The following is a 21,188-nucleotide window of genomic DNA, read 5'->3' as shown; positions in this document are numbered from 1 at the left end:
TATACCTGCTCTCATAGCTTTTACAAATTATAAATAGCGCTTTAAATCTTCCTGCCTGTACTCCCCTACTGTAACCGGCGCGACAACTTCTCGTAGGGAATGTCTTTGCCTATGTACTTGTCCCAGTCTTCGGGCGACAAATCACCGGATACTTTGTTGGCCAACTCCAGGAAGAGTGCCTCCGAATTGATATCCCAAATACGTACCGTTTTGTCGGCTCCGCAAGCAATGAGCTTCGTCCCATCTTTCGTAAAGTCGATGTTCATGACCCAGTAGTCGAAGTCGCTGAGCGTAACGGGTTGCTGCTTAGAAAGGTCTGAGAGCATGCTCCAAACTTTTATCTTCCAGTCGTAGCTTGAGGTAGCTACCCGGGTGCCATCGGGCGAAAACACGATCTGGCTAATGGTAGAGGTATGCGCTCCCGAAATGCTGGTGGTAGTACCGCGGATCGGCTCATCATTTCGAACAGAAACCATATACAGCGCCCCCTCGGAACTACCCACAAACAGCTGGGTACCGTCGGGGCGGAAAGCCAGGGCGGTGATACGGCCCCGGAGCCGCCCCAGGTCATACTCGGTAGGTGCCTTGGCCAGATCGTCCAGGTCCAGCCGGATTAATTTGCCACTAGCACTACTCAGGTATACCTGTTTGCCATTGGGAGCCAGGTGCGCGCTCGTGATGTTTAGTCCCGTATTCACGTTTTGTCGAAGCACAAACCGCTTGTTGGCCAGGTCCCAGCGGCGCAGCTGGCCGTTGTTACTAATGGATAGCAGCTCGTTGCCTTCCTTTTGAAGCTGTAGGAAAATCACGGCCCCGTCGTGGCCAATCACCGTTTCGCTCGGCAAGCTTCCCGAAGCAAAGGAATCCCAGCGCACGAGTTGTCCGTTGGAAGTACCTACGAACAACGTGCTACCACTGGCAGAAAACGCGAGCGAGCGAATGCTTTTAAATGTTTGCTTAGGGTTGATGAGCCTTAGGGGCCTTTCGTTAGAAGCGTTGTAATTCCAGATATTGATCACCCCATCGTCGCCAGCCGTGGCAAACTGGGCGCTGGATTTCACGGGGCTTTCGGCCACGATGCGCACAATATCCGTGTGTCCCTGGAGGGTAGCCTTGGCTCCACCGGCCTTGGAAAGCGCGTTAAAAACGTCGGGATTTTCCTTTTCTCCGCCGTTGCGGCGGTTAAACTGGTAGGCATGGAGCGCCAGGAGGGCCGACAGCTCGTCGTTGGCCGCGGCCTGCATTTGGTACGACTGCGTGGCAATAAACCGTGCGATGGCTTTGGCCCGTTGCTGGAGAGCGTCATTGCGGGCCACTTCGGCTTCGCGTTGCGCTTTGAGGGCATTTTCCTTTTGCCGTTCGGATTCCTTCTGAGCTCCCACAGCCACCTCCCGCTGCCGCTCCGTTTCCTGCTGGGAGCGAACGGCCACGGCGCGGGCGCTATCTGCTTTTAAGCGCTGCTCTTCGGCCACGCGTCGGGCCGCCTGCGCCGCAATACTCTCCCGGATGGCCTTTTCTTGTTCCTCTACGGCAATGGCTTTCTGCTCCTCGGTAAGTGCTTTTTGTAGCTCCGCAATGACGCCCTGTTGCTCCGCGATCTTTTGCTGGGAGACGGCCTCCTTGGTTTGCTCTTCGGCCCGCTTCCGCTCCCGAAGGGCCAGGCTTTCTTTGTCCAGCGCCAGCTTTTCACTCTGCTCAGCCTGGGTGCGAAGTACCATAGCGACAATCAAAAATAGCAGCGAAACCAGCGAACTAAAGCCCAAGATAGCCGCAAACGTGCGGGCCCGGCGCAGCTCGGTCCGCTGTCGGTTTTCTTTTTGCTGTACTTCCAGTTCAAACTGCTTCTTGCTGTACTCAAGAAAATTGAGTCCCCGCTCAAAAAAGGGATCGTAGCGTTGCGCCCATTCCAGGGTAGGCTGGCGCTCGGCCAACCATTTAAGCCCCATCTGTAGTTCCGGGTTCACCCACAACCCAGCTTTACCGTCCTGGTACAACTGGGCCGAGTAGCTGAGCTGCTTGTAGAGCTTGGCTGACTCCAGCTCTTCCTCGATCCAGAGGCGGGAGCGCTCCCACAGCGACAAAATTCGTTCTACCGAGACGTCCAGGATCGAATCCAGGTCCAGCTTCACGCTTGGCTGGGGCGTTAGAAAAGAGGCACCCCGCTCACGAAAGACCTGGATGACGTCCGTCAGGAGGTAGTCGGGCAGGCCCGTAATACCCAGGATCTCCCGCAGCGGCGTGGGGTGAAGGGTTGGGGTGTCGTTGGGCCCCAGTACAATGAGTGTCTTGAATAGCTTCTCAGCCGCCAGGCGACGTTTCTCGTCCAGCCGCTGTATATAAATCTCTTCGGCGTGCAGCGTAATGGCGTTCTTCATGGTGCCGATGGCCTCGTACTCCGCCAGGCTAATGGGGTCGCTGTCTGACTTACTGGTACGCCAGCGATCCCAGGTACGCATCAGCGCGTGCTGCATAATAGGCAGGTAGTCGGAGTGCGCCGCCATTTCGGCCAGTAGGTTCTGCACCAAATCCGGCGTAATGCGCGCGCCGGATACCTCTACGGGCTGAGTAATGGCCTCCCGCATTTCCGACTGGCTCATTTTGGGCAAGAGGTAGTAGCCCAGGTTGATGGCTTCCGTCAAGCCCTTGAAGTCCGTGCATTGATCCAGGTAGTCGGACCGCATGGTAATGACGGCGTAGATAGGTACTTCGGTTTGGTGAATTAACCGCAGCAAAAGCCGAATGAAGGCCTGCGTCTCGGCCTTATCGTTTGCTTCACTGGCGCTCTCGTACCGGAAGATCTCCTCAAATTGGTCAATGACCAGCAGCAGGTTTCTACTCAGCAGCGGAGCCAGCGGCTCCATAACCGCCTCCGGGTTCGACAGCAGCGTAGCCTCAAAGTCTTCCGGGATCTGGCCTTCCCAGGCCCCTCCTTCTTTCCGAAGGCGAGCCTTAAGAGCCGTCACAAAGCTTTTGATTGGCTTGGCTCCGGGTTTGAACAGCACAACGCTCCATTCCTCCTGGCCCGCTTCGGTATCGGCCAGGGAGGGGATCAGCCCCGCTTTAACTAAGGAGGACTTCCCACTCCCTGACGAACCGATCAGCGCCAGAAAACGCCCCGTAAAGAGCTTGCGCTTCGCTTCACTAATGTGCGATTCCCGCCCGAAAAACAGGCGGCTGTCCTCGTATTCGTAGCTTCTTAATCCGGGAAAAGGGTTCGAATGGGTTATCGTTACCATGAGAGGGGATTCTTTTCCGAAAATTTAGAAACCAGGTTTTAAAATAGCGTTAAAAGTAATCAATAGCATTGAACCATGCACCAGGTGGGCACGTACTTACTCTAAATTCATGACGAAAATATTTCGATTTTTCCCGTCTTTGAACTCATACCGAAATTCATCGACTCCATTGATGGTCAGGAATATGCCCAGCCCTCCGATCTCGCGCTCTTCCAGCGTTTGGGTCAGGTCTTCTTCATTGGGCAATTCTCTGGCCAACGGATCAAAAGGAGCCGCTGCGTCTTCAATGACTAGCATCAGTTTGCCATCAACGACCTCCGAAGACATCTCTATAGTCCCTTCCATCCCAACCCGCTCAAACCCGTACAGAATAATGTTCGTGGCGATTTCGTCTACGGCTAACTTAAGAGCGTAGGTGGGCTTTTTGGAAAGGCCCACCTCGTTAGCTACCTGCCCCGCGTATTCCCTGATGGAATCCAGCGAGTCTACAGTACCCGGAAAACTTTTTGTTTCCATAGGTACCTATTACAAAACAGGGTATTCGTCAACGATATTGACGCTGTGGTGCAGCCCTGTCTTCTCGAGGGTATCCAGGATCAGTTCCTGGGCCTTCACGATGTAAATAGACAGGTGAGAGCCTACTTTCTGTTTAGAAAAAATAAGTACCCGCAAACCCGCCGACGACATAAAGTCCAGCTTCTCCATGAACAGGACCAGCTCGTTGATGGGTTGGTTAGCGATCTTCTCGATTTCAGTTTGGAACACGCGCGCCGACAACGAATCCAGCTCTCCGGCCAGTGTCATTTTTGCGGTCTGTTCCTCCACTACGGTTTGTATTGTAAAAGCCATGATACAAATTTAAGTTAAAACTTTTAGGATTTTATTTAAAAGTAGAAAGAAGGAGTTACTTACCGATCAGGATGATCGTAGCCCTCGGCCCCACCAGAAAACGCTGCTGGTCTTCGATCATAGGTTCTTTCCCAATCTCGAAAATATCCTGGCCCGAAGGCATGTCAGTATTGACGGCCAAATGCCATTTTTTTCCTTCCGGTAGCACCGGTAGCTCGTAGTAGAGCGCATCCCAGTACATGTTGGCCGCTACGTAAATGGTGTCGTCCAGGATGGTACCTCGCTTGGCGTGGGCACCATCCAGCATGAATGCTAAACAGCGGCTGGACTCCGAGTGGTCGCACTGCCAGGCTTGGGTACCGTGAAAACTGATGTCGGGGTACCCGCTGCCTACGTAGTCGCGGTGTTCAAAGTGGGTAGCACTCCGCAACACGGGGTGGGCGCGCCTAAACTTCGTGATCCGCTGAGCAAAATGAAAAATATCCTGCTTTGGTTCCAGCAGCGACCAGTCCACCCAGTTCAGCTCGTTGTCGTGGCAGTAAGTGTTGTTATTACCTCCCTTGGTCGTAGCCATTTCGTCGCCCGACAGGATCATAGGTACCCCCTGGCTCACCATCAGGAGCGTGAGAGCATTTTTGATCTGCTTGTGCCGCAAGCGGTTGATCTCCGGATCGTCGGTCTCGCCTTCCACGCCGCAGTTCCAGGAGTGGTTGTCGTTGCCGCCGTCGTTGTTGTTTTCGCCGTTGGCCTCGTTGTGCTTTTCGTTGTACGCAAAGATATCGTACAGCGTGAAGCCATCGTGGCAGGAAATAAAATTAATGCTGGCGGTGGGCCCGCGGTAGTAGTATAGGTCGGGCGAGCCCTGAATCCGCTGCACCATTTCACCTACCATGCCTTCGTCCCCTTTCAGGTACTTGCGCAGGGCGTCGCGGTACTTGCCGTTCCATTCGGCCCAGCGCCCGTAGGCCGGAAACGACCCTACCTGGTACAGGCCACCCGCATCCCAGGCTTCGGCAATGAGCTTGCACTTGGCCAGGATGGGATCGTACGCCAGGGACTCCAGCAGGGGTGGGTTGCTCAGCGGCGCGCCGTTCTGGTCGCGGCCCAGGATGGCCGCCAGGTCAAACCGGAAACCGTCGATGTGGTAGTCGGCGGCCCAGTAGCGCAGGCAGTCCAATACCATGTTTCGCACCACGGGGTTGTTACAGTTCAGGGTATTGCCGGTACCCGAAAAGTTGAAATAATACCCCTCCGGCGTGAGCATGTAGTAGGTCTTGTTGTCAATGCCCCGGAACGAAATGGTATGCCCGCGGTGGTCGCCCTCGGCGGTATGGTTAAACACCACGTCCAGCATGACTTCGATGCCGTGCTTGTGCAGCTCTTTGATGAGGGTTTTGAGCTCATCCACCTGCATCCCAAACTTACCCGTAGCGGCAAAGCCGGCCTTGGGCGAGAAGAAGTTGACCGTGCTGTACCCCCAAAAGTTCACGATCAGCCCGCCGGTGGCGGGGTTTTCGCGGCTATTTTCCCACTCGTCAAATTCGTAGATCGGCATCAGCTCCACGCAGTTGATACCCAGCTCCTTGAGGTAGGCTATCTTGCTGCGAATGGCCGCAAAAGTACCTGGGTTCTTAACCCCGGAGGAAGGGTGCTGCGTAAAGCCCCGCACGTGCATCTCGTAAATCACCAGGTCTTCAATGGGCGTTTCGAGGGCATGGTCGTTCTCCCAGTCGAAGTCTTCAAAGACCAGCCGCGAGCGGTACGGGTAGACGTCGTCCCAGTTGGGCGTAGCCAGCCAGGTATCCCGTCCACCGATCGCCTTGGCGTAGGGGTCGCAGAGGATCACGCTTTTGTCAAAACGATGCCCTTCTTCGGGTTTGAAGGGGCCGTCCATGCGGTAGCCGTATTCCAGGCGCTCGTAGTCCAGATCAAACACAATCATGGAGTACACGTTGCCGGTCCGAAATTCCTCCGGGAAGGGGATCTCGGCAAAGGGAGCATCCTCGCCCCGCTCAAACAGCACCAGGGTGCAGGAGATGGCCGCGCTGGAATAGATGCTGAAGTTGATCCCATTGGGTACCATCGTGGCCCCAAAAGGCAGCGCATGGCCCCGCCGAAACTTGATGCCTTCGTGCTCGTGCGTGGGGTAGTAGTCAATCCGGATGTCTGTGGCCATACCTACGCTTGTTTAAGAACCGTGAGCGCTTCGTCGAGCGTCTCAACGATCGTGAAAAAGTTAATGAATCCCGTCGTGGACATCACATCCTGGATCTCTTCGGACACGCCAATCAGCACCACGCGCCCGTTCTGCGCCTTGATGTTCCGGTAGATCATCAAAAGTACCCGCAAGCCCGCACTGGACATAAACTCCACCTGGCTAAGTTCAAGCCCGATTTTCTCGCTTTTATCGGTGGCTAGCTTGGCGTTCCGCTCAAATTCCGGGGCTGTCTTGCTATCAATATTGCCCTTTACCTCCAGAATGGTTATCTCGTCAAAATCCTTTATCGTCACTTCCATAGTTAGGCTGTTTTAGGTTTTATTGAACGGGGCTGATCAGCACTTTCACCCGTACCCGGTCTTCGGTCTCAGGTAGTTTTACGGTCAGTGCCTGGGCGTCGAAATCGCTATACGGCTCGTCATTGATAAAACATTCGCTGATGTAGATGCTACCCTGGGGCAGGATATCCGGCGAAACAAAAAGCGTACGATCCTTGAAGCCACTCGGGAACGGCTTGAAGTAGAAGTAGGTAGGCTTCTTGGTGATCAACAGGTTGGTATACACCGCCGACAGGTAGCAAAGCTCCGTGCTGTGGTAGGCGCTCATGGAGTGGCTCCCCTTGAAGCGCTCCGTTCCGAGCAGGTACGGCATACCCGTCGAGAATACGTTGAAGTACACACCGCCATCATCGGTATCCAAGAAGAAGGCGTTGTAGAAGGCCGCCGATTCGCGGGCGTACTTTTCGTAATCTTCTTCGCCCAGGATGCCGTACAGAATCATGTACGCCAAAATGGCCTGCTCCTGCTGCCACCAGGCCTTGCGGTCGTGCCACACAAACTTATGGTGGCCGTTGGTTTTGGCTTCGCGCTCTACCACGTCGTACCAGCCACCGCGCTGCTGGTCGGAGCCCGCGGCGGGCATGAGTTCGGCAATTTTGCGGGCAAACTCCTCGTACTCTTCCTTGGGTTTCAGCGACTGCATCCGCATCAGGTTCCAGGCGATCTTGAGGTTGTGCCCCACGACGCCCCGGTTTTGCTGCCAGCCCCAGCTTTGGTCTTTGCTCCAGTCATCAAAAAATTTCTCCTGCACAAAGGGGCTGTTCTCGTAGTCGGGGAAGTACTTCGTAATGGTGTCGAAGGTGTACTCCAGGAAGTCGGCGTACTTCTGCTCACCCGTAGCCAAGTAGAGGTTAATGAGGTAGGCCGGCGCGTGGTCACCCACGGAGTTCCAGTTTTTGCGGGCGCGGTTGTGGCCCAATGAGTCTTCCTTCGCACTCAACGAAATGGGATGAATGTGCGAGTAGTACCCTTCCAGCTCGTTGTCTTTGTAGTATTTTTCAAACAGCTCGATGGTTTTTTCGATGTCGAACATAATACGCTGATCGCCCGTGATGCGGTAGGTCTGGGTAGGACCCGCCAGAGCGTAGATTTGCTCGTACATGGGGATGGAGTCGTAGTCGTCGCCAAACTCGGAGGTAAGGAGCTTGGTTTCGCGCTGGCCTTCTACCTTCACGCCGTGGTACCAGTAGATCAGGTCGTCGTCCTGATCAAAGAACCGCATGTGCTCGCGCAGGTACTCGGTACCCAGCTCCGCACCTTCCAAAAACTCGTCCTTGCCGGTAAGCATGTAGGCCGAGGCCAGTCCGTAGACCATCCGCGAAATGGTGTCGGTTTCCTGAAGGTAGTCACCGTGCTTGGAACCCGCCAGGTTCAGCATGGTGCGGTAGTTTTTGTAGTTGATCTGCTCCTGAGGGTAGTTAAACTGCCACTTGAGGTAATGGCTGGCAATGGAGTCAATCTGCTGAATCCACCAGTCCTGCTCTTCGTGGCGGTACTCGCCTACCTGGTGCCCCGGGAAGATCATCCATTGTACCTCAAAAACCGTTTCGGCCTCGTCGGTAGCGGGATAAAACGTACCATAGGCGTACAGGAACTGCCCGTCGGCGGAAAGAAATTCGTTGATTTGACCGGAAGCATCCTGGTAGCCTTCCGTCAGGTTCCGGATGCTGCGGGCGTAGGTAGAGTCGGTCAGATTGACGTTAAACTGGCGCTTATCGGAGGTTTCCAGCGTGAAGGTACGTGCCTCGGGATTATAACCGGATACATAACCCGCGATGGTATCCGAAAAGGTGAAATCAAGTTTCATGCTTGTAGGCGATTAAGGGTTGTAAAATAAATTGTATACAAATCCAGGAACGGAAGAGGGGGTACTTGCCTATTCGTCCTGGTATCCTTGGGTAATCTCGACGATGTTGCCTTCGGGGTCTTTCAGCCAGACCGTCTTCCAGCCGGGAATAAAGTCATCGAACTGCAAAGGCCCCAACGTGATGACGGCGTCGCTGCCCATTTCGGCCAGCTTGCCTTCTACGTCCTCCACCGAAAACGCAATATGCCGCAGCCCCGGGTAGTGAGGGCCGTCGGCTTCGGCCATGGGATAGGGCCGCTCCTCCTCGGGCGGAAATACTTCGAAGTAAAAATTATCGTCGTTCTTGAGGAACACCAGCTCTGCCCCGTCGCCCAGGTCGATGGTCCGGGCCCGGCGGAAGCCAAAGTACTTGGCATAGTACTTCTCAAAGCGGGGAAGGTCTTTGACCGTAACGGCCAGGTGGAAAAAAGTCGCTTTCATCGCTGCTTAGTTAGAAGGGGTCTCCGAAAGTATCTCAATGATTTTCTTGGCAAAAAGGTGGGCATGCCCGCCGGAACGGCCCGTTACCAGGTCGCCGTCTACCACCACGTCTTCGTTGGTGTAGATGGCTCCGTAGGCTTTGGCGTCACCGATCAAGTTGTTGTGGCACACCAGCCTCCGGCCCTTTACCAGCTCCGTGGCCGGGGCCGTCAGCCACAGCCCGTGGCAAATAATTCCTTTCAGAATACTTTCTTCGGCAAATACCCGCTTCAAAAACTCCGTAGCGGGTGGGATCTTCTCGACATCCTCGGTGTACCGTAGGCGATCCGACACCATACCCGACGGCACGATGATAGCATCGTAGCTGCGGAGCTCTTCGTCGCTCATATTTTCAAACGACTCCCAGCAATCCATGGGTGCGCGGTACTCGTGGCCCAGGAAGGTAAGCTTATCCTGCCCCCACAACCGGCTCAGAAAATGAAGCTCGGCCCCCTCTTCGGGGAAGCGGAACTTGTAATAAAATATTTCGTTTTCGAAGAAATCGGCCTCCAGCAGGACCCCGATTTTTTTTCCGGCAAGCTTCATGCTACGAGAAGGTTAAAGGTAAGTACTTAGGCCAGGGAACCGTCGGGGTGCTGCACCATGCCGGCAAAATGGATGGCGATGCGGCCATCCCGAAGTACCCAGCTGTCGGCAAAGCGCATCTCGCTTTTTTGGCCGTCCACGGTCATGGTGATTTGCTCGGTGATCATGAGCGTTTCGGGGTCTTCGGTTTCGGCCCAGAACACGATGTCCGTTTCCAGGCCGTCGATGCCCAGAATTCCCTGCATGTGTTCTTTGATTTCCTCGCGGCCTTTATAAATGATCGGCTTTTTGGTAAAGCTGCTGATGAGCAGGGCGTCGTCGGTATATTGGTCCAGCAGGGCGTCGATGTTCTTATCCAGGATGTGCTGAATGTGCTCCCGGTACATCTGGCCCAGCTTGGTGTTAGGTACATTTTCCATGAATCGAAGGTAGTTGGGTAAAGGTTTAGGAACTCAGTTAAAGGGTAGCGGAGCCTTCGTGGTACTCCAGGCCGTCGACGATGTACTTGGCGATCAGCGGCTGGCCTTCGGGACCTTCCACGATTTCCCAGGTTTGGAAGGCATCGCACTTGATGCGCTTGCTGTAGGCTTCGGGCGCATTCCAGACGCTCGCCTCCCACTGCACCACTACCTTAGATACCGCGGTGTTGCCGTCAATGGTAGATTCTACGGACTTGACGGTATGTACCTCATCGAAGAAAATCCGGATGACCCGCTGAAACCAGCCTTCAAAACCAGCGTGGCCGTAGACCGTCGCTTCGGGAAAAACCATCTCCAGGCCGTCGTTGATGAGCATAGGAAGTACCTCTACCATGGGTACGTGTACATCCAGCTTACGGTACCAGTCTTCGGCAAATGCTTGTATGGATTCTTGGGTTAACATACTTGTTTGTGTTTTTTAAGATAAAAAAATAAAAATCAGTGGGGGGGAATACGCAAAGAGGTACTTGGAGCGGATATTTACTTCCAAAGTACCTGCCTACCCTATTCCCGAATCATTTCGGCGGCTCTCTCCCCGATCATGAAGCAGGCCGCTACGGTATTGCCACTCGTGACGGTCGGCATCACCGAAGCATCAGCTACCCGGAGCCCTTCGATACCATGTACCTTCAGGCGCGGACTTACGACCGACATTTTATCGACGCCCATGCGGCAGGTACCCGCCGGGTGCCAGAGCGTCGAGGCTTGCGAGCGAATGTACCCTACCAGGTCTCCCTCTTCGCCGGGTACCATTTCGCCACCGCTGAGTTCCTGGAACGAAGGCGTCGCGGCCAGCTTCCGCACCAGCGTAATGGCGTCTAAAAGTACCTGCACGTCGGCTTCGGCCTGGAGGTAGTTGGGGTTGATCTCGGCGGGCTCGAGCGGATCATTTGATCGGAGCTTCACTTCGCCACGGCTTTCGGGCTGCACCAGAATAGGCAGGAAGATACAGACCGGCCCGCCCAGGTCGGGTAAGATCGGAGCGAGCGGCCCTGGCAGGCTCGGCGTGAAATTGAGCTGCAGGTCCGGTACGCTCTTCTCGGACTTCGTCCGGACAAAAAGTACGTTGCCGGTCAGCAAAGTGGTATTGGGCATCATGATGCGCGAGCGGTAGATCATGGGTAGCTGCAGGTGGTCCTGCAGGTTTTTTCCCACACCCGGCAGATCCGCCACCACGGGTATGCCCAGCGCTTCGAGCTCCTCGGCGGGGCCGATACCCGACAGCAGCAAGAGTTTCGGCGTAGCCAGTGCCCCCGCCGCCACGATCACTTCCTTCCCGGCCAGTACCTGCGTGGGTACTTTGTCGTCGCTTTGGATACCGCTTAGGTACTCTACGCCCACCGCCCGGCCGCCTTCGATCAGGACACGGGTCACCTGGGCACCGGTCAGGATGGTGAGGTTGGCGCGGTCCTTAATGGGGTCCAAAAAGGCGGTAGCCGCGCTGGCCCGGTGGCCGTCCGGCCCGATGTGAAACTGCAGCAGCCCGGCGCCATTTTCCTGGCGCTCGCCGTTGTAGTCCCAGTAGGGGCCATCGAAGCCCAGCTCCGTAGCTCCCTTCAGGAAGTGCTCCGAGCGCATCACGTCGTCGGGACAATCCCGAACGGAGAGCTCGCCGCCTACCTGGTGGTAGTCAGAGGGGCCGTTTTCAAAATTTTCTAATTTTTTAAAATAAGGAAGTACCTGCTCAAAGCCCCAGCCTTCGGCTCCCAGTGCTTCCCATTCGTCGAAGTTTTTAGGATTGCCCCGGACGTACATCATGGCGTTGATGGAGGTACTTCCGCCCAGTACTTTACCCTGGTTGATCAGGATGGAGCGACCGGCCAGGTCGGGCTGCTCGGTTGTGAGGAGCTTCCAGTCTACGTCGGAGCCCCATAAGCTGACAAAACCGCCCGGATCGTGGATGGCCGGTTCCTGATCCAGGCCTCCGGCCTCGATCAAAAGTACCCGAGAAGCCGGATCGGCGCTCAGTCGATTGGCCAACACACTACCCGCAGCCCCTGCCCCCACAATGATGTAGTCATACGAAGGATTCATTGCCATAGCGTTAACGATAGTCGTGGGTTATTGTGAACAGTTGGTTTTGACCCAGTCGGGCTTGAAGTTTCCTTCCAGTACGAGGTCGATCAGGAAGGGTTTGTCGTCGGCAAGCATGCGCTCGATGGCCGGGGCAATTTCTTCCTCTTTTTCCACGCGCACGGCTTCTACGCCCAGCGACTGGGCCAGCAAATCGAAACGGATGGCTGGGTAGGACAAATCAAACGACAGCGGGTGGTCGTGGACGGGAATCTCCCGTTCTTTCCAGTACACGTCGATGTTGAGCTGTAAGAGCTTGTAAGAACCGTTGTTACACACCACGAACTTCGCGCCGGTATCGTGCCGCACCGCCGACCAAAGCGCCTGGATGGTGTACATACTACCGCCGTCGCCCGAGAAACCGATCACGGTTTTGTCGGGATTGGCTAATTTGGCCCCAATGGCCCCCGGAAACCCTACGCCCAGCGAACCGCCGCGGGTCACGAAGTAGTGGCCGGGTAGTTTGGGCGGAATGTAGCGGGTAATGGCCGGGGAGCTGGTAAGCGCTTCGTCGAACACGATGGCGTCGGCCGGTAGGTGCTCGGCCAGTACTTTGGCAAACTGCGCCATGTGCAGGCGACTGCCGCCCGTATGGTTTTTGTCCTGCTCTATTTCGGCGGCTAGCTTCTGAGCTTTGGCCTCGCCGATCTGCCGGGTTCTTGCCTCAGCCGCCGCTTTTTGTTCGGGGGTGATCAATTCTTCCAGCACCGCCGCCAATAATTCGAGCGAATCTTTTGGATCAGCCACGACACCCACATCCACGCGGTGGTTTTTGGCGATCTCGTAGGCGTTGAGGTCGAAGTGAAGTACCTTGGCGTCGGGCGCGTAGATGTCGTCCAGGTCGGGAAATACCTCGGGTACCATGTAGGTACCTACAATCAGGTTGGCGTCGCCTTTGCTGGTGATGGGCTTGCTAAAGCTACCAAACATGTGGCCCGTAGTACCTTGGTAGAGCGGGTGGGCATTGTCCATAACCAGGTCACCAAAATCGACCCCGTATACTTCAGCCCCCAGCAGCTCAGCTACCTTGGTCATGGCCGGTACGGCTCCCGAGTAGGCCACGCCATCTCCTATAAACATGACTGGCTTTTCGGCCGCTAAAAGTACCTCCGCGGCCTGACGGATCACGTCCGGTGAAGGTACCACCCGCGTAGAAGGAATGGCCGTAGGGAATACGGGCTCGTCGTTGAGCTCGTCCAGTACGTCCATGGGCAGGCATACGTACACCGGGCCCATCGGCGGCGTAGCCGCTATTTTGACGGCCCGGCGTAGCGTCCGCAGCAGCGATTTAGAGGAGAGTACCAGGGTGGAATATTTTGTCACCGGGGCCATCATGGCCACCAGATCGTTGGCCATTTGGGCGTCCATGTTCATGTACTGCAGGCCCGCGTCGGAGCCAATCACCACCAGTGGCGCGTGGCCGCGCTTGGCCTGGTACAGGGCCCCTACCGCGTTGCCGATTCCCGGTGAGCTATGGAGCTGCACCAGGGTGGGCTTCTGGGTGGCACGGGCGTAGCCGTCGGCGGCCATCACCGCCACGCTTTCCTGCAGCGTCAGGATGTACTTCATCTCCGGGTACTCCGCCACGGCGTCCAGGAACCCCTGCTCTACCGTGCCGGGGTTCCCGAACATATGATCCATGCCGTCGGCCAGAAACTGTTCAATGATTTTCTGATTTCCGGTTTTACCAGCCATAGCGCTTGAGTCCGTTGTCGAGTACATTCACAAACTGCTCCCCAAACTCGTAGGAACACTGGAGTGAGCGAGCCGTAATGAAGGGGTAGTCTACGATCACCGAAGTTTCTTTCCCAAAGTTGCCGTGGTACTGTCCTTCGGGGCCTACGGCGTCGGTCAGGATGTACTCCAGCACGTAGGGCGGAGGCCCCATGTTCAGGTCGGTGTGCAGGAAGCCCGTACCGTCGTGGTAGTCGTACTCGATGCAGTGGCCCGTCACGTGCTTGCCCCGGATGATGGAGCGGCGCTCGTTGAAGTCACGCGCAAAGACCAGCGGCGCTACGCCGTAGCAAATACCGGCCACGGGCATGTCTTTCTTGTAAAATGCCAGGATGATGTCGTGTACCCGTTGGTTGTTCACCATGTCGATGATCGGGCCGCTACCACCTACCAGGAGCACGGCGGCGTACTCTTCGGTAAGCTTGTCCTGCGCTTCTTTCAAATCACTGAAGTACTTCTCAAAAGCGCGCAGGAAATCCGGCGTGGAGAAGTAGGGGCGCTCCGGAATCACCTCCGACATGTTCAGCGCGTTCTCGAGGCGGTTGGTAGCTTCGAAGGCTTTTACTTCTTCGGCGGCCTTGGGGGTAGTGACGCACACGCCCAGCGGTGGATCTACGTAGGTGGTATCATAGCTGGGAGGAAGGGCCTCGGCTTTTTTGCCGTGGGGGGTCATAAACTCCACCGTATAGCCAGCTTCTTCCAGCTTCATGAGTGGTCCTACGAGTTCGATCCCCCAGTATCCGTATTCTGACAGGATTGCTAAAATTTTCTTAGACATGGTCAAATAATGTTATTAAATGGCGTTTTTTTTGTTACGGTTTTCAATATACGTAATCCCTGACAAGGTACCTTCTTATTTCAACTGCTCAATCAGGCCCCAGTCGTCCCAGTTGGCCCAGGCTTCCTTGATTTTACCATCCACGACGTGGTACATTACCAGGCCTTTCCAGATGGCTGTGCGTCCGGTGGCCGGTATACCCGCAAAGGTGTCCTGGTGGGTACCTGGGGCGGCAAAGCGCACCACTACTTTATCGCCTTCGGCTACTACATCCACCACTTCCAGCTTCAGGTCCGGGAAAGCCCCGTACAGCATGTCCATTTGAGTATGCAGCCCTTCTTCGCCCTTGATGGCCTCCGGTACTGCTGAGCGGTCTATGTAGAAGTCGGGAGCGGTGAAATGCGAAAATTTACTAAAGTCGCGCTCCACCAGGATGGCTTGCACGTAGCCTAAAACGAGGTCTTTATTTTCTTGAACTGACATAATTTCTACGATTGTTTAATGATGATCTGTTACACTTTCCACCTACGGGTACGCGCTGTGCGGGTACCTTAAAAGTCGTACAGGGCCTTGATACCGTTTATTTGCCGCATCAGTCCCATGACGTCGTTTTGCACCCGAGCTTCGATCATTTTGCCATCGGGCGAAAATTTGAAGAAGGTGATTCCTTTGATGCTTACCTCGTTGTTGCTGGGAGGTACATTCCGCCAGGTACCTACGTGCTTGGAGGTCATCCGCCAAAAACCTGCTCCCTTTGTTTCGTCCGCTACCACATCGCCTTCGTCGTCGTCGACATGGTAGGTTAGGTTCTCAAAGATCTGACGGTTGATGCCTACTAGTTTTTTAAATGCTTCGCGGTCTTTCAGATGCGCGAAGGCCAGGATAAAATTGAAATCAGGGTCCAGGATTTCGTCGGCGGTATCCATGTCTCCTTTACTCCAAATTTCCCGCATGAATCGTATAATTGATTGGGCATTTTGCGCTGCGCTTGCCATGGGTGCCGGGGTTTAAGGGGTTGTTTTTTAGTCTAAATGGGGTAGGACTACCTACCGCAGAAGGGATAGGTAGTCCTGAATTGGGTAGCGGGATACTTAAGCGCCCGGAGCACCAGGAGGAGGAGGTACTACGCCCAGTTGCTGCAGCAATCCTAGCTCATCTACGTTGGCCCAGCGCTCGGCAATTTTGCCGTCCTGCAGCCGAACCGTCGTGGTACCCGTCAGGGTCAGGGATTTACCGCTCGGAGGCATGCCCATTACGCCGCCCGTATCGGTACCATTCAGCCGCCAGCGGTGAACGACCTTGTCCGCCGTATATATTTCGTCTTCGATCGTGAGCTTAACGTCCGGCATGGCGTGGCGAAACATCCCTACGATATGCTTGAAACTACCCGCACCGGGCTCGGATACGGTTTTACCACCTACCTGCGAATGGTCTACGGCATCTTCGGAGAGGAGGTCTTCCCGAACGTTGCCTTCATTCCAGGCTGACTCGAAAAATTCAATGCAAACAGCGTTGTTTTGTTCAGGTGTAAAAGACATAGCTTTTGGTATTATGGGTTATAAAAAAAGGTTATAGGATACTTTTGAAAAGGCTCCGGTATTCACTCAGGCGGGAAGTACGCCCATTTGCTGGAGCAGCCCCAGGCTATCCTGCGCTACCCACATCTCCACGATCTTCCCGTTTTCGAGCCGAAAGATGTCAATCCCCCGATCGGTTACGGGCAGGTGCGTGGCGGGGCGGCCCAGAAACTCACCGGTATTGGTGGCTACATAGGACCACCGGCTTACTACCTTATCGCCCTCAGCGAGCTCATCGTGAAGCTGGAAATGCACGTCCGGGAAAGCAATCAGAGCGGTCTCAAACCATTTTCGTAGTGTAGGAGGCTGGTGGGCCTGCCCATCCGGAAAATGAAAAACGACGTCCTCAATGGCAATTTCGTCCAGAAGCTCTCCGCGTTTTTCATTCCACAGCTCAAGCCAGTAGCGACGTACTACGGCTTTATTTTCCTCTTGTACTGACATAACTACCTTTCGAGTGAGGGGGAATGAGAATTATTTCCAGCTACGTGCACCCTGCGCTTAGGCCGGGATGACGCCCAGCTGCTGCATCAGGCCAAAGTCGTTTTCGTTGACGTGTACCGAGACGATTTTGCCGTGACGAATCGTGAAGATGTCAATCCCGTAGTCCTTGATGCTGTTGCCGGTAGGAGGCGCGCCCAAGAATTCACCCTGGTGGGTACCTTCGATGGACCAACGCGAAGCTACCTTGTTGCCCTCCGAAAACTGCCGAAGTACCGAAAACTTAATGTCGGGGAAGGCGTTGCGCAGGTACAGTACAAACCCGCGGAAGGCGTCATAGCCGGCAATAGGCTCGGGCTGGGTAGGAATGATAAACGCAAAGCTCGGGTCCAGGATCTCCTCGATTACTTCCAGCTTGCCCTGGCTCATGATTTCTTCAAAGTACCGGGTAGCCAGCAGCTCGTTTTGCTCGGCGGTGGTTTCGGGAGCGGGCGCTTCCGACGGAATCACGCCCAGCTGCATCATCAGGCCCAGGGTATCTTCGTGCCCGATGGACTCCGTGATTTTCCCGTTTTTGATGGTGTGCCAGGTCATGCCGTCGATCTCAAAAGAACGTCCGTTGGCTTCGATATCACCCTTGACCGTCACCAGGGGGCCACCCGTGTGGGTACCTCCACCGATCCAGCGCGTCACTACCCAGTCGTCACCCGCTACCATATCCTGCGGGTTGATGTAAAAGTCCGGAAAGGCGCTGTGCAGCATACCCACCAGGCCCAGGAATCCGTCGGGACCGTGAAAAGGCTCGGGGTGCGTAGGGAGGGTAAAAACAAAGTCCGGATCTAGGATTTCGTAGGCGGCTTCGGCGTTCATGCCGTTCATAACCTGATAGAAGTAGCGTCGGGAAATTGCTTTGTTCGAATTCATTTGTGCGTTAAGGTTTAGTTGTATCTCAATCCGCCCGCTACCCCAGGAGACCCGTCAGGCTCTCTCTTCGGTTGGGCGCTATTAGAAAAGGGAGGTCAAATATGGCCCTAGCTTGAAGGCCGGGCGGGCAAATCATGACCGAACCTGACAAATAAAGACCTGAACCCGTTGATTCGGGACCTCAAACCTTCCGCCCAAAAAAGACTATCTAAGTACCTTATAGTCCAATATTAGTAACTATATAAAGTACCTTTTCGCCCACCCTCTTAATCACTGCCAGAAAACCTAACCCCCTCATTTATACTAAAATTGATACAAAAAAGTACCCCCGGCTCGGGGTCGGGGGTACTTTGGAGCGAGCAGGTACTTGCCCATCAAGTACCTGGGGTACCTAGGACGAAAGAGAGGCTTGCGGCCCAATGGGTAGTTGCGTCAGAACCGTCGTTCCTTTTCCTTCCTGGCTCCGGACCACGATCTGCCCGTCGTGCATTCGGATGATGTTGTTCGTCAGGGGCAGGCCGATGCCGTGCCCTTTGTAGTTGACGGTATTGGAGCCCCTGAAAAACGGAATGAAGATCTGAGGTAGTTCGCTATCCGGAATCCCGATACCCTGATCCGTCACCTTGACGTTCAGCCATTTGTTATCCGCAAAGACATCCACCACTACCTTACTTTGGTTGTCGGAGTACTTACAGGCATTCAGGATAATATTGGCAAAAGCGGCCTTCAGCAGCAGCAGATTCCCCACTACCCAGAGGCTTTCTTCCTCGGTAGGTAGTTGGTTAAAATTTATCTCTACCTGGTTTTCGGGCATAATCCGGTCCACGTTTTTCTTCACCAGCAGAATCATTTCGTCGATCCGGATCTGCCCCCACTGCTGTTTTTTGCCGTCAAAGCCCGTTTGGGCCAGCTTCAACAAGCTACTGATCAGGTATTCGAGCCGCTCCGACTCGCGCAAAATGGTGGCGAAGCCGTTACGAGCCGTTTCCGAAAGGCAGGGATCCCGCACGCCCAGCTCCGCCTCGCCGCTGATGATCGTGAGCGGGGTACGTAGCTCGTGGGAAGCATTGCTGACGAAATTATTCTGCATCTCAAACGTGACTTCGAGGCGGTCCAACATGCTGTTGAAGGTATGCGAGAGGTCCGACAGCTCATCTTTGCCGTTGCCGTTTTCCAAGCGCAGGTGCAGGTTATGAGCGCTGATGCCCTTCACATCTTTGATGATTTGCCGCACCGGCTTGAAGATCTCGCGCGAGAACAACCGACCCGCCGAGTATACCACCAGAATACAAATGAAGAAGCCAATGATCTTCATGCGCTTGAGGTTTTCGAGCTCCTCCAGCCCGTAGACATCCACGGCCGAAGATACCAGGATGAAGTTGTGATTGGGCTCGTGAATGGCCATCCCCACGTAAAAAACGCTGCCATCAAAGTGGCGGGCGTTGCCGCCCTTTTGAATATCGTTGTAGAAGCTGTCCGGCAAATGGAGCTTGGGCCGGGCCCCGATGGGCGTGCCGTCGGGGGTGGTATTGATGAAGTAGTGAATCTCCGAAGGCAGGTTCTTGAGGTGTTTTTCCTTCACTTCATAGTAAATAGAGCTATTGTTCTCGTTCTCTTCCAGGGCCGCGTGGGCTTCGATCTGGGCCCGTACTTCGAGGCGGTGAAAGAAATTATTAAAGGTACTTTGGGTCGAAAAATAGTAGATAAAAACGCTGTGCAGCAGAATGATCGTAGCCGTGAGCAGCGTAAAGAGCAGGGTAATTTTGTTTTGAATGGTCATAGTTGTGTCAAGGGTTATACCCGGGGAGTACGGGTACGCACAGGGGTAACGCCCAAGGTACCTTGACTAGTACGTACGCACCCCACTAGCAAATATACCTATAATCCTATGATAGCCCCTTTAAAATACAAGCTATTTCGGCTACTCTCACCTCCGGAAGTACCCCTACGTCCGTTTTTGACGAAACATGTCGTTCCGAAATAGGTTTAAAAGGTACTTAACTGTTCATCCTGACGCAACTCATTATTTGATACTACACATGAAAAACTATCTGATCGTGGGCGGTTCTTCGGGTATTGGCCGGGAGCTGGTACAACTCCTGGCCAGCGCGGGACACCAGGTCTACGCCACCTACTGCCAGCATCCCGTCCAGGACGACTCCCCTCAGGTAGCCTATCATCCGCTGGATGTAACGGCCCCCGAGCTGGATCTCCAGTTTCTGCCCGCCCGCCTGGACGGCTTCGTCTACTGCCCGGGTAGTATCAACCTGGTTCCGTTTGCGCGCCTCAAGCCGGATGACTTCACGCAAGACTTTCAGCTACAGGTGACGGGGGCCATTCAGGTCATGCAGGCCATTCTTCCCCGGCTCAAAGCGGCCGAAACGGCTTCCGTGGTTTTTTTTTCTACCGTAGCCGTGCAGCTGGGTTTTAGCTTTCACAGCCAGGTGGCGGTTTCTAAAGGGGCCCTCGAAGGCCTTACCCGCGCTTTGGCCGCAGAGCTCGCTCCGTCCATTCGGGTCAATGCGGTGGCCCCTTCCATCACCGATACCCCGCTGGCCGCCAAGTACCTGAACAGCGAAGAAAAGAAAAAAGCGAACGCGCAGCGACACCCGCTAAAAACCATTGGTACCCCCCGCCACATTGCCGACATGGCCGCCTTTCTGCTTTCTGACCAGGCCGCCTGGGTTACGGGCCAGGTACTGCACGTGGACGGCGGGATGTCCCGGATCAAACTCTATTAACACAACCGTATCGACCATGCTGATTGACAAGACGATTCCCATTTCCTACATTTTTAACAAAATCCGGAGCGACCTATTTTACGTGCTGCTCGTAGCCCTGGTTGTACACGTGCTTACGCGTAACTACTACCCCGTGCTACCCGAAATGCCCCTGTCCATCCCGGCCTTTCTGGGTACGGCCATTTCGGTTCTGCTTTCGTTCAAAATGAGCCAATCGTACGATCGCTGGTGGGAAGCACGGAAGGTTTGGGGTGCCATTGTTAACGATTCGCGCAGCCTGGTGATCCAGCTCCAGACCTTCCTGCTCATGCCCCAGGCCGACGAGCGGGTGAAGACGATGGCCTACCGGCAGATCGCCTGGTGCTACTCGCTGGGCCAGTCGCTTCGGGGCCTGGACCCGCTCGAAAACGTAGGTACTTTTTTGTCAACCGCGGATCTGGATCAGCTCAAATACCACAACAACAAGCCGCTGGGGATTTTACAACAGAACGCGCTCGACCTGAAAGCGCTCAAGCAAAACCAGCAGATCGACGGCTTCACGCACCTACAGATCGATAGTACCCTGGTGCGACTTTGTGAGTCGATGGGCAAAGCCGAACGGATCAACGGCACCGTATTTCCCACTACCTACCGTCTCTTTCTGCATTTTACCATCTTCCTGTTCGTGATCATTCTGTCCATTGCCCTTCGCAACGTGGCAGTCTACTTTGAAGTACCCCTGCTGATTGTTATCTCCATGATTTTCTTTCTGCTGGAAAAAACGGCCACCCACCTCCAGGACCCCTTCCGCAACCGCCCCAGCGATACCTCCATGACGGCCATCGCCCGCACCATCGAGATCAACATCAAGCAGCTCCTCCACGAAAAAGAGATCCCCGCGCCAAAACAACCCGACGGGTACTATATCATGTAGGTTTTTTGTAAATAG

General features: G+C 54.8%; 21 protein-coding genes. 2 read left to right on the top strand and 19 right to left on the bottom strand.

What is annotated here, in order from left to right:
* Positions 1-65: 65 nt before the first annotated feature.
* The 19 genes from HNQ92_RS15815 to HNQ92_RS15725 form a co-directional block, all read right to left on the bottom strand.
* On the bottom strand, positions 66-3,236 hold the full coding sequence (locus HNQ92_RS15815; RefSeq protein ID WP_184175021.1) for an nSTAND1 domain-containing NTPase: 3,171 nt from the start codon (positions 3,234-3,236) through the stop codon (positions 66-68).
* 96 nt (positions 3,237-3,332) lie between these two features.
* The gene (locus tag HNQ92_RS15810; protein ID WP_184175020.1) at positions 3,333-3,752 is read right to left on the bottom strand and encodes an ATP-binding protein; all 420 of its coding nucleotides are present in this window, start codon (positions 3,750-3,752) and stop codon (positions 3,333-3,335) included.
* Positions 3,753-3,761: 9 nt separating this feature from the next.
* Positions 3,762-4,085, bottom strand: a complete 324-nt coding sequence (locus HNQ92_RS15805; protein ID WP_184175019.1) for an anti-sigma factor antagonist — start codon at positions 4,083-4,085, stop codon at positions 3,762-3,764.
* A 55-nt stretch (positions 4,086-4,140) separates the two neighbouring features.
* On the bottom strand, positions 4,141-6,261 hold the full coding sequence (gene glgX / locus HNQ92_RS15800) for a glycogen debranching protein GlgX (protein WP_184175018.1): 2,121 nt from the start codon (positions 6,259-6,261) through the stop codon (positions 4,141-4,143).
* A gap of 2 nt (positions 6,262-6,263) precedes the next feature.
* Complete coding sequence (locus HNQ92_RS15795) at positions 6,264-6,602, bottom strand: STAS domain-containing protein (RefSeq protein WP_184175017.1); 339 nt, start codon at positions 6,600-6,602, stop codon at positions 6,264-6,266.
* A 19-nt stretch (positions 6,603-6,621) separates the two neighbouring features.
* Positions 6,622-8,448, bottom strand: coding sequence for an AGE family epimerase/isomerase (locus HNQ92_RS15790; protein ID WP_184175016.1), 1,827 nt, complete (start codon positions 8,446-8,448; stop codon positions 6,622-6,624).
* Between the two features lie 69 nt (positions 8,449-8,517).
* Positions 8,518-8,928 (bottom strand): VOC family protein, encoded by a 411-nt coding sequence (locus tag HNQ92_RS15785; RefSeq protein WP_184175015.1) that lies wholly within the window; start codon positions 8,926-8,928, stop codon positions 8,518-8,520.
* 6 nt (positions 8,929-8,934) lie between these two features.
* Positions 8,935-9,513 (bottom strand): DJ-1/PfpI family protein, encoded by a 579-nt coding sequence (locus tag HNQ92_RS15780; RefSeq protein ID WP_184175014.1) that lies wholly within the window; start codon positions 9,511-9,513, stop codon positions 8,935-8,937.
* Positions 9,514-9,539: 26 nt separating this feature from the next.
* Positions 9,540-9,932: a nuclear transport factor 2 family protein gene (locus tag HNQ92_RS15775; protein ID WP_184175013.1), complete on the bottom strand. Its 393-nt coding sequence runs from the start codon at positions 9,930-9,932 to the stop codon at positions 9,540-9,542.
* Between the two features lie 37 nt (positions 9,933-9,969).
* On the bottom strand, positions 9,970-10,395 hold the full coding sequence (locus tag HNQ92_RS15770; RefSeq protein WP_184175012.1) for a hypothetical protein: 426 nt from the start codon (positions 10,393-10,395) through the stop codon (positions 9,970-9,972).
* A 101-nt stretch (positions 10,396-10,496) separates the two neighbouring features.
* Positions 10,497-12,026, bottom strand: a complete 1,530-nt coding sequence (locus tag HNQ92_RS15765) for a GMC family oxidoreductase (RefSeq protein ID WP_221307466.1) — start codon at positions 12,024-12,026, stop codon at positions 10,497-10,499.
* 27 nt (positions 12,027-12,053) lie between these two features.
* A complete protein-coding gene (locus tag HNQ92_RS15760; protein ID WP_184175010.1) occupies positions 12,054-13,760 on the bottom strand; it encodes a thiamine pyrophosphate-binding protein in 1,707 nt (568 codons plus the stop codon).
* Entirely contained in the window at positions 13,750-14,577 is an 828-nt protein-coding gene (locus HNQ92_RS15755; RefSeq protein ID WP_184175009.1) for a type 1 glutamine amidotransferase domain-containing protein, read from the bottom strand. The genes HNQ92_RS15760 and HNQ92_RS15755 overlap by 11 nt, the downstream gene beginning before the upstream one ends.
* A gap of 75 nt (positions 14,578-14,652) precedes the next feature.
* Positions 14,653-15,060 (bottom strand): ester cyclase, encoded by a 408-nt coding sequence (locus tag HNQ92_RS15750; RefSeq protein ID WP_184175008.1) that lies wholly within the window; start codon positions 15,058-15,060, stop codon positions 14,653-14,655.
* A gap of 68 nt (positions 15,061-15,128) precedes the next feature.
* Positions 15,129-15,530 carry an ester cyclase gene (locus HNQ92_RS15745; RefSeq protein WP_184175007.1) on the bottom strand — a complete coding sequence of 134 codons (402 nt, stop codon included), beginning with the start codon at positions 15,528-15,530 and terminating at the stop codon, positions 15,129-15,131.
* 138 nt (positions 15,531-15,668) lie between these two features.
* The gene (locus HNQ92_RS15740) at positions 15,669-16,115 is read right to left on the bottom strand and encodes an ester cyclase (RefSeq protein WP_184175006.1); all 447 of its coding nucleotides are present in this window, start codon (positions 16,113-16,115) and stop codon (positions 15,669-15,671) included.
* A 66-nt stretch (positions 16,116-16,181) separates the two neighbouring features.
* A complete protein-coding gene (locus HNQ92_RS15735) occupies positions 16,182-16,598 on the bottom strand; it encodes an ester cyclase (protein WP_184175005.1) in 417 nt (138 codons plus the stop codon).
* A gap of 57 nt (positions 16,599-16,655) precedes the next feature.
* On the bottom strand, positions 16,656-17,519 hold the full coding sequence (locus HNQ92_RS15730; protein ID WP_184175004.1) for an ester cyclase: 864 nt from the start codon (positions 17,517-17,519) through the stop codon (positions 16,656-16,658).
* A 391-nt stretch (positions 17,520-17,910) separates the two neighbouring features.
* Positions 17,911-19,299 (bottom strand): HAMP domain-containing sensor histidine kinase, encoded by a 1,389-nt coding sequence (locus HNQ92_RS15725; RefSeq protein ID WP_184175003.1) that lies wholly within the window; start codon positions 19,297-19,299, stop codon positions 17,911-17,913.
* A gap of 259 nt (positions 19,300-19,558) precedes the next feature.
* Between HNQ92_RS15725 and HNQ92_RS15720 the strand changes: the two genes are divergently transcribed.
* Complete coding sequence (locus HNQ92_RS15720) at positions 19,559-20,260, top strand: SDR family NAD(P)-dependent oxidoreductase (RefSeq protein WP_184175002.1); 702 nt, start codon at positions 19,559-19,561, stop codon at positions 20,258-20,260.
* Between the two features lie 16 nt (positions 20,261-20,276).
* Complete coding sequence (locus HNQ92_RS15715; RefSeq protein WP_184175001.1) at positions 20,277-21,173, top strand: bestrophin family protein; 897 nt, start codon at positions 20,277-20,279, stop codon at positions 21,171-21,173.
* Positions 21,174-21,188 lie beyond the last annotated feature (15 nt).

The sequence above is a fragment of the Rhabdobacter roseus genome, assembly GCF_014202275.1.
In the GTDB taxonomy this organism is placed as follows: domain Bacteria; phylum Bacteroidota; class Bacteroidia; order Cytophagales; family Spirosomataceae; genus Rhabdobacter; species Rhabdobacter roseus.
The sequence above is the reverse complement of the archived record's forward strand: the minus strand, read 5'-3'. Positions and strand labels throughout refer to the sequence as shown.